Genomic DNA, 11891 nt, shown 5'->3' with positions numbered 1-11891 from the left:
TGGTTCCTTTATGACGGCGTCATGCAAGTAGCTGACACTGGAATGACATCCTTTGATTTTTTATATGGTTATGCAAGAAATCTAGTGTAGATTTTTATTTATTTTATAAGATTGAAGTGTTACAGTAGCGAGCTTACAACACTACTGTTTTGTAAATTTAGTGAATAAAATTACTTCTTCAACTTTATCGAAGTAAAGAATTGATTTCCATTGCGGTAAATGAGCAACATTATTGAATCTTTACCGTTTTTCTTTACTGCTGAATCAACTTGTTTTTGAAAATCATTAGTATTTTCTATATCGGTTCCATCTAATTGGATAATAATGTCTCCTTTTTTAATACCACGCAACGTGGCATTACTGTTACTATCTACATTGGTAACTATCACACCTTTTGTAGGATTACTTTCTTTTGATTCTTTTGGCAGATTTGAAACAGTTAAACCGGTTACATAATCAGATGTTGATTTATTTTCTTCTTGATTGTTATCTTGGCCATCATTTGTAGATTCCCCGATCACAACTTTAATATTAACCTCTTTGCTCTTTCTAAGTAACTTAACTTGCACTTTTTTCTCAGGTCCAGCTCTTGAAACCATTTGAGGTAATTGTGTCATTCTATCGATTTTTTTACCGTCAAATTCTAATAATATATCACCTACTTTAATCCCACCTTTTTCTGCAGGACTATCCTTTACTATACTTGCAACCAATGCGCCTTTTATATCTTTTAAACCCAAGGACTCAGCAAATTCTTTCGTTATAGGCTGAACTTGCACACCAAGCCAACCATGTTTTATTTTTTTGCCACTTTTTAATGTGTCAATAATTGACATAGCTAAATTAGATGGTATGGCAAAACCTATACCCACGTTGCCGCCAGACTCAGATGGAGAATAGATAGCAGTATTAATACCTATAACTTTTCCATTTAAATCAAATAACGGTCCTCCAGAGTTACCCCTATTAATTGCAGCATCAGTTTGAATAAATTCATTCATAGTGCCAATACTAATGTCCCTGGACCTTGCAGATATAATTCCTGTGCTTACAGAGCCACCCAAACCAAATGGGTTACCTATTGCCATAACCGTATCACCAACCCTTGCTTTATCAGAATCACCAAATGCAACAGAAGAAAGATCTTTATCAGAATTAATCTTAAGCACAGCAAGATCAGTTCTTGCATCATAGCCTAAAACTTCTGCTTTGAAATAAGTATTATCGTTCATAGTAACTGTGATATCTTTGGCGTTTTTAATAACGTGATAATTGGTTACTATAGTTCCACCTTTATCTATAATAAACCCAGAACCAAGCAACACCACCTCTTTGTTAACACTAGGGCCCCTATCCATAAAAAACTGATCAAAATGCTCAAAAAACTCTCTAAAATCGTCAAAAAAATTATTTCCTGGCATAGATGGAACTCTAGTTCTGCTGTTATTTTCTTGTTTGATGATTTGTTCGCTTGAAATATTTACAACCGCAGGAATGAGTTCTTCCACTAAATCGGCAAGTCCTTGATTACAGTTGCATGCAGTAGTGCTAGCATCAACGACCTTTTTTGCATTCCAATCAAACATATTAGCATACGAAGAAAACGCAATTAGAAAATATGCAAATATAGATAAAATAAATGCCTTACTTTTCATAAATTATTTCCATCCTTTATTTAAAATATCTAAAAAGTTATTGTTTGGTGAAAGTACAAATTTAGTATTATTTTCGGCAAATGATTTACTGTAAGCGCTCATAGAGCGATAAAAGTTAAAGAACTCTTCATCAACTTTAAATGCCTCATTATAAATTCTAGTTGCTTCAGCATAACCACGGCCCCTTATTTCGTACGATTCTTTTACTGCACTGGAGATAATTTCCCTTTTTAATTTATCAGCTTTTGATCTAACTTCCTGCCCAGCTTGCTCTCCTTCTGCTCTAATTTCTTTTGCTTCTTTTTCCCTTTCAGTTTGCATACGGCGAAATATTGCAGAACTATTTTCTTCTGGTAAATCTGCTCTCTTAATTCTTACATCTATTATTTCTATGCCAAATTTTTCAGCTTCAGAATAAACTCCACGCTGAATCAATTGCATAACCTCTGATCTTTTTTCATTCAACAAGCTAATCAACGAAAATCTGCCTATATTTTCTCTTATGTGTGCTTCTATAACCGGATATAATCTTCTAACCAGACCTGATTCATTCCTCACAGCCTGGTAAAAAGTAACAGGATTTGTTATTTTATATTTTGCATACGCATCTACTATAATACGTTTTTGATCCGCTGTTATCACTTCCCTTGGGATCTTATCAGGACTTAAATCTAAAACTCTTTTATCAAGAAACTCTACACTATTTATGAATGGCAACTTAAAATATAAGCCACTTTCCCTAACATCCCTTACAACTTTACCCAGTTGTATAACTATTGCTTGCTTTGTTTCTTGCACAACAAATATTGAATTAGATAAAACAATCAATAAAACAACAAATACAGAAACAAAAACAATTTTAATATTACTACTCATGGTTATTTTCCTAAATTTGTAAGAGGTAAATAAGAAAACATACCTTTCAGATCATCAGTTACAACAACTTTGTCTACCTTACTGAAAATATTTTCCATAGTTTCAAGATAAATACGATTCTTAACGAGAGAAGGATTCTGTCTATATTCCTCATAAAGAGATAAAAAGCGATTTGCATTACCTTTTGCTTCATTTATTACTTCATTTTCATATGCTTGTGCATCTAATTTTATCTTTATCGCTTCACCCTTTGCTCGAGGTATAATATCATTATTATAAGCATATGCTTCGTTTATAGTACGCTCTTTGTCTGCACGAGCACTTTGTACATCTCTAAACGAACTGATTACTTTTTCTGGTGGATCAATTTTTTTCATTTGAACAGATAAAATCTCTATACCCATTTGGTATCCATCAAGAATCTGCTGCAATAGAATTCTAGTATCTCTAGAAATTTCTGGTCTGCCTTGACCAAGTGCAAAAGAGATCGTATTTTTACCTATTATTTCTCTCATGGCACTTTCAGCAGCATTTTTAACACTGAAACCGGGTTTGTAATCCCGCACTTTGAATAAATAGTCCTTAGCATCTCTAACGCGCCATTGAACCTCGAAGTTAACGTTGACTATATTTTCATCTCCAGTTAGCATCACGCCTTCACCGCGATCTGTATCTCGCCCATAAGAACTACTTACCCCAATTTCTTCACGATTTACTTCCTTAACGTTCACTTTAAAAACCTTGCCAATAGGGTAGGGGAAGTGATAACGCAAACCGGACATTTCTGTGTTAGAGTATTTACCAAAGGTAAGTTCTATGCCTTCTTCACTTGGGTGAACAATGTAAAAGCCTGTACAAGCATAGAGTAGCAAAATAATGAAAATGATGAAATAAGGTTTTTTGCCCCTGTTTTTGGTTAATCCATTAAGAAAGAACCCTATATCAGATACAGCTTTACTTAAAATATCTTCATTATTAGGAGTTTTGTTCCCTACCGGTTTCTTTCCCAAATTCCAAGGATTATTCTCATCAAACATAATGATTGATTCTATAATTAATACGCTAATATTACTCATCTTATAAGAAAATGCAAAACTATTTTATTTACAAATTAATTATCAGAGCGAAGGACATGATCATACACTTCCTTTTCCCTATGTAATATGGTCGATTCTATGGAATTTTCTGGCTTTTTTTTGAATTCTTTATTGTCACTCTTTAAGTGCACTACGTCTTCGTGAAAATGGAAATGATAGCTGAATAATAAAACCATTATTATTAAAGTTATAACAGCCAAAAAGATGAGTGTTCTTTTTCTATACCTCATAAATGCTGCAGCTTCTTGACCTAATTTTCCACACTATCAAAAAACACGTCAAGCGAAATTATTTGAAGACAAATAAATACTGGCAATCAATTTAACACTAACTTAAGAATCAAGGAATACAATTATAATATATTTAATTAATAGTGAGGTTTAAAATGTCACCTAATGAAAAAAATTCTGTTGTAACTGAACAAGGAAATGATCTTGGTTTGAATAAAACGACGCAAGATTCATTAAATTTAGAGGCTGCTAAGGATCCCAAGAAGCTAAAAGAAAGAATTACTGACCTGTTAAAAGGGGATACAGAATTCTCTAAGATGAAACAAGGAGATAAGATTCTTGTAGTAAGTGCAGCAAGTGGATTATTTACGGCAGTACTACCACTTTTGGCAGTTGGTGCAACACTTGCTATACCAGGTGCTATAGTTGGTCTTGCTTTATATTTCGCTGTAAAAGTTGCTGTAAAAGCAGTTCAATCTGGATATAAAGGGCTCAAGTGGTCAGCAGAAAAAACAGTTGATGGGGCGAAATATACTGCTGGGAAAGTTAAGGACGCGTCAGTATATACTGCAGAAAAAGCAAGAGAAGGTTATTATTCAGTAAAAGGAGCTATAAGTTCTGTGGGACGAGCAACAAGAGAGGGAACTGGTGCTACGTTAGGAAAAATGGGGCGCAGTTTAAGTAATTTAAGTAAAAGTATGTCTAGTTTAGAGGTTGTCCGGAAACTAGTAAATTCAAGCATATTCCCTCTTTAACATAACCCTACTCATAGCTAGGTATATGAAATTCTCAGTGGATGTTGTGAGTAAATCATACTCCTTCGATAGCCTTCTATTCCTATTAACCCAAGCAAAAGTCCTTTCTACAACCCATCTTCTTGGCTGTACTTTAAACCCTTGTTCTCTTGTTGGTAGTAGCTCAGGTGGCGTATCTTTGTGCACCCAAAATCTACATGGAGGCCTTTTAACAATTTCAATATCTATGTCATATTCTTCCTTTATGTGATTCTTTAAATTTCTTCCTTGGTATCCCATGTCAGCCCACATTTTTTTAACTTTAGTATATTTTGTTCTCATATTGTTTAATGCTATTTTAATACCATCTCTATCATTTTCGTTAGCAGCGCCTACGTAACAACCTAGTATAAAACCCTGAGTGTCTGTAATTATATGCCTTTTTCTACCCTTTACTTTTTTACTTCCATCATAGCCTTTGATCCCCCCTTTTCTGTAGTCTTTACAGATTGACTATCTACTATACAGGCACTCGGCTGCTCATTCCTTCCTATTTTTCTTCTACTATATTTTGTAATTTCATAATTCATTTTCTCAAAAATTCCCTGCTTCTTCCATTGCCTGAACTGCTCATACACAGTCTTCCATAGCGGAAAATCATTTGGTAAATACCGCCATTGACACCCTGTACGCAATACATAGAAAATTGCTTCTAATATTTCTCTTTTGCTATACTTTGGCGGCCTTCCTCCTTTCTTGTATGATACTCTGAAGTGTTTTTCTATTCTTGCCCATTCCCTTTCGCTTAGATCTGTTGGATACTTTTTTCTCATCTTTACCCCGTACTAAAATTTCAGATATTATAGCCTTTTACTTGTTTCCGGACAACCTCTTAGACGGCATCCCATATTCAATAGGTAACGAAGGTCAAACTGTTGTTTTGAAAACAGAAGAAAAAATAAGGAATTTCAATAGTGTAAAGGAGATGTTTATTAAGGAAGTTCTTGAAGACAAAGCCGTAAATAACGCTGCTTTAACTAAGGAAATATTTTCTAAGCTGGGAGAAAAAATATTAGAGAAAGCTTATTCTGTTGATGGTCAACAAAGTGCCAAAAAGGACCAGTTGATCAACCGGTTGAGACAGCAAGTAGATTTTGTCAATAAATTAGACGCTAAGAAGTTGCAAAATTTGTTGTCTAAGGATAATAATAGTCTTTATGAAATTTTCTCTGAACATCATAATGAAATTAAGGAGATTATTAAAAAATGCAAAACAGAGCATAAACTTTCTAACTCTATAGAGAACCTTAATGAAGTAGCAGGAAAGTATGGTATCAGAAAAGGTTCAATGCAATCTTTTGAAAACAGCTCATCAAGAAGCAGTTCAATGAGTTTTCTAAATTCTGTAAGTACTGACAGTACCATTAGCAGTGAAGCGGAATTGTTAAATCCTGCAAACCATAAAGAAGTGAAAACAGCTACTTCACTTTGGGATAAGGTTTCATCACCTTTCAAAAGTGGCAAAAAGTCAGAAAAAACTTCTGAAGTTAAATATCAAGTTCTTTCTGAATCAGACACGTTGCCTAGAAAAATAGGAAATAGCACTTTTTACGTTGATACTCCTACTCCAATTGAGAATACTAATAAAACTGCAACAATAGGAGGAAGACCAGGAGTTGCACGACGTAATAGTACTAGCAACCTTACTAGGGTAGAAACTCCAGAAGTACCAACTAGAAGCGCCTCATTGACTAACTTAAATGGACAAAGTTCTTTCAGTGAAGATGTTCTCAGTGATCCTAAAGTAAACCAATATCTTGGTAATTCGAATAAAGGAACTCTAACTCGCAGTAATTCTTTTGATAGTGCAAGAGGTTCATCTGGTCCTTCTACACCAACAAGCTCATTAGAAAGATTGTTCCAATCTTTCAGTAAAGATGAAGTTGGGGCAGCAATGGAGAAAGACTTAAAAGAATTTAGTTTAAGTGCTAAAACTGAATCTACATTACACAATTCTTTTAGTAATCGTAATGGTTCTGATAGTGGATTCAATTCACCAACTTCTTCTCCAACACATACAATGTTTACTGAAAATGGCAAGGCAAAAACCCAAGCTGACTTAAGAAAGACAGGTCATCTGGACAAACTGGTGGGACAGCCTTCTACGAAAGTAGCTGTTGACACTGACGTTCAACAGCAAGCTGCACAAACAGCTGTGAAAACGAACTAAACAAAGCTATCCACCTTCTCCAAAAGGATGTTACTCAATGAGTAACATCCTTTTTTGTTTTTAAACTATAGAAAAATCCTAGATCCCAGCGGTATGCGTACAACCGTATGAACATTGTGATTTCTCTGCTAGGAAAGGTGTCATCCGAGTAGCTGACACTGGGATCCAGGAAAGTTTGCTTGTTTACAAGCAAACTAGCATAGAAAGTGGTTACAACGTTTTCGATGAGATTATATGGAAAACTGGATTCCAGTGTCAAGCACTGGAATGACATCACAGGGGCACTGGGATGACACCTTTACGTTTGAGGCAAACTAGCTATAACACTTAACATACTACCTTTGCAAACAAATGTTCATACAGTACGCGCTGGCGTTATTTTCTCTTGATGAATAAACCTGAGTGGAGTATAGTAGCAATGCGTTTATATAGATTCTAATGAATAATTTAGTTTTCAACTTTTTCAAATTTAAATGAGGCTAAAACTATTTCTGAAGAATTGTTAAACGAGAAGTTAATTGTATGTGTAACTGAAGTAAATTCTCTGTATTTATGGAAGGGTGAAATTAACAGTGGTTGTGAAGTAGTGGCAATTATGAAGAGCAGGAATGATCAAGTTGATAAAATTGTAGAAAAAATCGAAGCAATGCATTCTTATGATCAGCCAGCTATTGCTGTGATGCCCATAGAAAAAGCAAATAAATCTTTTACTAATTGGGCTAATAGTGTTATTGATGTAAGTAGTATTGGGGTGTAGCCAAGTGGTAAGGCAGCGGTTTTTGATACCGCCACGCGAAGGTTCGAATCCTTCCACCCCAGCCATATTGAAGTGGGTGTGAAATGATATCACTTTTCTATAAATTAAGATTATTGAATTATATATTAGGTAGTCTAAAAGATATAATTGTGAAACTGTTTCTCTTCACAATGTATCTTTACACATTCAGCATTGTGCTCATGTTTCTCAGCAATGGTTTTTGGTATGCTGTAGAATTTTGCTCTTTCAAAAATGCGTTTTACCGTTTGTTTCAATATTGCAAGTGGTATTATGAAAATAGGGAAGATCTCGGTTACGGAATTTCTATTCGAATATTAGTGGCGTTTCTTACTCCGCATTTTCTCTATAAATTATTACTTGGCACAGGCTGGAAGTCCTTTTTAAAGGAAAAGATAATACAGATACTCAACACAAGAAGAAAAAAGGGTAGTGAGTTCAGTAACAGTAGCAAACCAAGTGGCAGTAGTTATAGTAATAAGAATAATTACAGCAATAGTAGTGGTAACAATGAGCGTCAAGCTCAAGATGCAAAGCGAAAAGTAAACATGATAAAGCAGCTATTAATCAAAGATATAGAGGCAACTATAGATAGGAGATTGAATTATATTTTTTTCGGTAAAAGGAGTAAACCTCATTAAGTATATAAAAAGGCTTTATCTAGTAAGGCTTTTTAAGGTTGGCTGTATTTTATTTTTTACGTATACCGGATCACAATCAGCCAATATACATGTGTGCACAAAATCTTGACTAAAGTCTGACAACCAAGAAATTGCCTTACGTTTTTCTACCAAGCTTTCTGTTTTTTTGCAGTGACTTGCTGCATCAATCATTGCCTGCGCTATTACTGATTTCCACAGCAAATAATACCTTTGTATATCATCTGACGTACTATTTGTTTCATAGTGGTTAAAAAATTCTTTAAAATTGAAGTTGTTTGACATAATGATACCTCTTTGGATTGAAATTTGAAATGATTTGAGTTTATGTCGCCACAGCAGATTCCGCTAACAAGCAGCGGGATAACGAATTACTTAACCGTCATTACACCGTCATACCGCGATTCATTCGCGGTATCTCGCTAACAAGCAGCGGGATGACGGTTGTCAGGCCAGCGCCCCTATGATGTCATTCAAGTAGCTGACACTGGTTCCTTTATGACGGCAGTGCCCCTATGGTGTCATCCCAGTGTCCCTATGATGTCATCCCAGTGCCCAGACACTGGGATCCAGGAATTTTGATTGGACACTGGGTTGGTAAGCATAAAAGTGTTATGTAAAATACAACGTTCTTGATGGGATTGTGTGAAATGCTGGATTCCAGTGTCTGGGCACTGGGATGACACCATAGGAGGCTGCTTGGATGACAAAAAAAGGAGCACTGGAATGACAGCAATCTACGTCATACCGCGATTCATTCGCGGTATCTCAGCCGCTAACAAGAGATCCCGCTAACAAGCAGCGGGATGACGGTTGTCGTTTAGCCATAAACATTAAGAAATTTACCAAATGAAAAAAAAGGCAAAAGAAGCCCCGTGGTTATTATCCGCTTTAAAATATTGGCGTTTTTTATGTTTTAAACGCTTGACAAGCGAGATTCAGCCGCTTTTAATTGCAACTAACTTACGCTGCAAATGTTTAAGAAGTTTACTAAGCAGAAAAAAAGACAAAGAATCCCCGAGTTAGCTAGTCTTTTACTATCTCTGTCGAGTATTGGCATTTTTTGATGTCTTGTAACGCTTTATAAGCGCGTTCAGCTTATTTAGATAAAAATCTAGATGTAGATGAAGTTTTGTAAAGACATACAGTATCTATATACTGCAAAAAATTGAACATAAGACGCCGATACATTAAGTAATCCTTACCTTTTAATCTGCAGATTGGCGAAAGCAAATACAATAGCTTCAGTTTCATGATAAGGGGGCTGGTGAGGTTTGTCAAGGAAGTTTTTTCGTTTCTGCGGGCTACCTGGTTTTCCTACTGAAATTTTGAAAAATGTAATCTACTCCTATATTCAAATATATCAAGCAGTAATTCAAAATCAGCCATTGCGCCTTTTGCGTTATTATACGCGAGATTGAGCAGCTCTTTGTCCTGATATAAATCAGCAAATTTAAATTCCATACATCCTGATTGTTTTGTGCCTAAAATATCTCCACTGCCTCTTAGCATCATATCCCTTTCAGCAATGTAAAATCCATCTTGTGACTCACACATGATCTTTAACTTTGAAGATGAGCTTTTACTTAAATTATCGTATAATAATACACAAAAAGATGGCTTGTTTCCTCGCCCTACTCTGCCTCTTAACTGATGCAATTGTGATAACCCAAATTGCTCTGCATTTTCTATAATCATGATGGTTGCATCTGGCACATCTATACCAACTTCTATCACAGTGGTTGCAACAAGCAGAGAAAATTCATTCCTTTTGAAGGAAAACATAACTTGATCTTTCTGCTCCTGAGTCAATTTTCCGTGTATTATCCCGACTTTATCAAGAAATGTTTTTTGTAATTCCTGAAAACGCATCTCTGCTGCAGCAATATTGGTCTCTTCGTTTTCTTCTATATATGGACAAATCCAATATGCTTTTTCGCCCCTGTTTATAGCACCTTTTAGCTTTTCAATAACATCTGGCACCCTACTAATGTTCATAGTTACAGTTTTTATTGGCAATCTGGATTTTGGTTTTTCTTTCAAAATTGAACATTCAACATCACCATACATAGCTTGCTGCAAGGTTCTTGGAATGGGAGTTGCAGTAACGAAAAGTATATCGGCATTTTCTCCTTTTCCTACCAAGCGATTTCTCTGCATCACTCCAAATCGCTGTTGCTCGTCTATGACTGCAAGCCCTAAATTTTTAAATGTAACGTTAGCTTGAAATAGTGCATGAGTGCCAATCACTATATTTAAAACACCACTTGCAAGTTCGTTCATGATAATCTTTCTTTCCTTGCGCGAAGTTTTACCAGTAAGCAGCGCAACTTTTATATCGGTACAGGATAAAACTTCCTCAATCCAATTATAATGTTGCTCCGCCAAGATAGTAGTCGGTGCCATTAGAGCTGCCTGCATGTTGTTTTCTACCACATTTATCATCGCAAAAAGTGCAACTACGGTTTTGCCACTACCAACATCACCTTGCAGCAAGCTTATCATGCGATACTTGGATTTTTGTCTCTCTGAGATCTCATCTATTGCACGAGTTTGATCATTTGTTAATTGAAACGACAATTCATTTAAAACTTGCTCTTTGTATTTACTCAATATTATAAATTCTCTTCCCCTTTCTTTCACATGATTTTTTCTTGCAAGTTTCAGCGCTAGCTGATACGCAAACAATTCATCATAAGCAAGCCTTTTTCTACAAACCTCAGCTTCCGCCAATGAGCTTGGTCTGTGCAACTTTATGATGCTTTCCCTCCAACTTAACCATTTTTTTTGCTTGATTAATGTATCATCTATCCACTCTGGTAAATCAGGCAATTCCTTTAGATTAGAGCTTATTATGTTCCCAATGCGCTTATTGGTAATGCCACGGCATAATTGGTAAACTGGCTCTATGCAAGCTATTTTTTTAAATTGGTTGATGTCAAGCGACACGTAATCTGGATGAGTAATTTGCCAATGTTCAGCAAATTTTTCGAGTTTACCACTGATGATTACAGAAGCTCCAATTGGAAATAACTTATATAAATACTTAACTGAGTAATTAAAAAAGACTATGAATATATACTGACTCTCACTTTCAACAACTATTTTATATGGTCTACCTCTAAAAGTGGGCGACTGATGCTCATAAACTTTTGCAATAAAAGTTATAAATTCTCCAACTTGAGCATCAGGCAGTGACTTACTTCTATCCACATAACTAAGTGGCCTATAAAATAGCAAGTCCATTACTCTATCTCCACCACAAAGTTTAGGTAATATTGTGGAATGAAATTTAGGTATATTCTCCAGCCTGCTATTTAGAAAAATCTGATTGCTCATTGAGATTCATACATGTGTAAACTGTTATAGAGCCTTTTTAAAATCTTGTCACCTTATGGTCAGGTATGCACTATAGCTAGCACAGCTCTCTAACGTCATACCGCGATTCATTCGCGGTATCTCAGCATAGATTCCGCTAACACGTAGCGGAATGACGATTTGTCGTTTTTAAAATCGTCGGTAAGCCTAAGTTACCCCTAACTATATTTGCTGTCATAGAACTTGCGTTTATATAAAGTATTTTATTGACTTATTAATCATTTTCATGTATTATTATACAGTAGTCTATATTGAGG

At 35.5% G+C, this 11891-nt stretch carries 9 protein-coding genes, 1 tRNA gene and 2 pseudogenes; 5 read left to right on the top strand and 7 right to left on the bottom strand.

Annotated elements, in window-relative coordinates; all coding sequences use genetic code 11:
- Positions 1-170: 170 nt before the first annotated feature.
- The 3 genes from EA652_RS04035 to hflK are packed head-to-tail and all read right to left on the bottom strand — an operon-like array spanning position 171 to position 3568.
- Positions 171-1655: a DegQ family serine endoprotease gene (locus EA652_RS04035; protein WP_012673276.1), complete on the bottom strand. Its 1485-nt coding sequence runs from the start codon at positions 1653-1655 to the stop codon at positions 171-173.
- A gap of 3 nt (positions 1656-1658) precedes the next feature.
- Entirely contained in the window at positions 1659-2531 is an 873-nt protein-coding gene (gene hflC, locus EA652_RS04030; protein WP_012673275.1) for a protease modulator HflC, read from the bottom strand.
- Between the two features lie 2 nt (positions 2532-2533).
- On the bottom strand, positions 2534-3568 hold the full coding sequence (gene hflK, locus EA652_RS04025; RefSeq protein WP_012673274.1) for an FtsH protease activity modulator HflK: 1035 nt from the start codon (positions 3566-3568) through the stop codon (positions 2534-2536).
- Positions 3569-4013: 445 nt separating this feature from the next.
- Here hflK and EA652_RS04015 point away from each other — a divergent pair, with 445 nt between their 5' ends.
- Complete coding sequence (locus EA652_RS04015) at positions 4014-4613, top strand: actin-bundling T4SS effector WalE1 family protein (protein WP_041582619.1); 600 nt, start codon at positions 4014-4016, stop codon at positions 4611-4613.
- Here EA652_RS04015 and EA652_RS04010 read toward each other — a convergent pair.
- Positions 4593-5425: pseudogene (locus EA652_RS04010) on the bottom strand (IS5 family transposase). The gene EA652_RS04015 and the pseudogene EA652_RS04010 sit on opposite strands and share 21 nt — an antisense overlap.
- On the opposite strand from EA652_RS04010, the gene EA652_RS04005 reads away from it, so the two are divergent.
- The 4 genes and pseudogenes from EA652_RS04005 to EA652_RS03990 all read left to right on the top strand — a co-directional run bounded on the left by EA652_RS04005 (position 5380) and on the right by EA652_RS03990 (position 8238).
- Positions 5380-6822 carry an actin-bundling T4SS effector WalE1 family protein gene (locus EA652_RS04005; RefSeq protein WP_458694593.1) on the top strand — a complete coding sequence of 481 codons (1443 nt, stop codon included), beginning with the start codon at positions 5380-5382 and terminating at the stop codon, positions 6820-6822. The pseudogene EA652_RS04010 and the gene EA652_RS04005 overlap by 46 nt on opposite strands.
- A gap of 451 nt (positions 6823-7273) precedes the next feature.
- Positions 7274-7579 (top strand): annotated as a pseudogene (gene cutA / locus EA652_RS04000) (divalent-cation tolerance protein CutA); the annotation flags it as partial.
- A tRNA-Gln gene (locus EA652_RS03995) sits at positions 7570-7644 on the top strand. The pseudogene cutA and the gene EA652_RS03995, both read left to right, overlap by 10 nt.
- 18 nt (positions 7645-7662) lie before the next feature.
- Positions 7663-8238 carry a hypothetical protein gene (locus tag EA652_RS03990; RefSeq protein WP_006280734.1) on the top strand — a complete coding sequence of 192 codons (576 nt, stop codon included), beginning with the start codon at positions 7663-7665 and terminating at the stop codon, positions 8236-8238.
- Between the two features lie 15 nt (positions 8239-8253).
- Here the strand turns inward: EA652_RS03990 and EA652_RS03985 are convergent, their stop codons facing one another.
- From EA652_RS03985 to recG, 3 genes are all read right to left on the bottom strand, one after another.
- Complete coding sequence (locus tag EA652_RS03985; RefSeq protein ID WP_007549783.1) at positions 8254-8541, bottom strand: hypothetical protein; 288 nt, start codon at positions 8539-8541, stop codon at positions 8254-8256.
- Between the two features lie 236 nt (positions 8542-8777).
- Positions 8778-8978: a hypothetical protein gene (locus tag EA652_RS06950; RefSeq protein WP_010962861.1), complete on the bottom strand. Its 201-nt coding sequence runs from the start codon at positions 8976-8978 to the stop codon at positions 8778-8780.
- 595 nt (positions 8979-9573) lie between these two features.
- Positions 9574-11595 carry an ATP-dependent DNA helicase RecG gene (gene recG, locus EA652_RS03980; protein WP_012673272.1) on the bottom strand — a complete coding sequence of 674 codons (2022 nt, stop codon included), beginning with the start codon at positions 11593-11595 and terminating at the stop codon, positions 9574-9576.
- Positions 11596-11891 lie beyond the last annotated feature (296 nt).

The sequence above is a fragment of the Wolbachia endosymbiont of Drosophila ananassae genome (genome assembly GCF_008033215.1).
Lineage (GTDB): Bacteria > Pseudomonadota > Alphaproteobacteria > Rickettsiales > Anaplasmataceae > Wolbachia > Wolbachia pipientis.
Note: the sequence above shows the minus strand (reverse complement) of the source record. Positions and strands in the feature narration are given on the sequence as shown.

What these genes read in the sequence shown, in the direction of transcription:
- EA652_RS04035 (WP_012673276.1), bottom strand. Translation starts at nt 1,655, where the DNA reads ATGAAAAGTAAGGCATTTATTTTATCTATATTTGCATATTTTCTAATT.
- hflC (WP_012673275.1), bottom strand. Translation starts at nt 2,531, where the DNA reads ATGAGTAGTAATATTAAAATTGTTTTTGTTTCTGTATTTGTTGTTTTA.
- hflK (WP_012673274.1), bottom strand. Translation starts at nt 3,568, where the DNA reads ATGTTTGATGAGAATAATCCTTGGAATTTGGGAAAGAAACCGGTAGGG.
- EA652_RS04015 (WP_041582619.1), top strand. Translation starts at nt 4,014, where the DNA reads ATGTCACCTAATGAAAAAAATTCTGTTGTAACTGAACAAGGAAATGAT.
- EA652_RS03990 (WP_006280734.1), top strand. Translation starts at nt 7,663, where the DNA reads ATGATATCACTTTTCTATAAATTAAGATTATTGAATTATATATTAGGT.
- EA652_RS03985 (WP_007549783.1), bottom strand. Translation starts at nt 8,541, where the DNA reads ATGTCAAACAACTTCAATTTTAAAGAATTTTTTAACCACTATGAAACA.
- recG (WP_012673272.1), bottom strand. Translation starts at nt 11,595, where the DNA reads ATGAGCAATCAGATTTTTCTAAATAGCAGGCTGGAGAATATACCTAAA.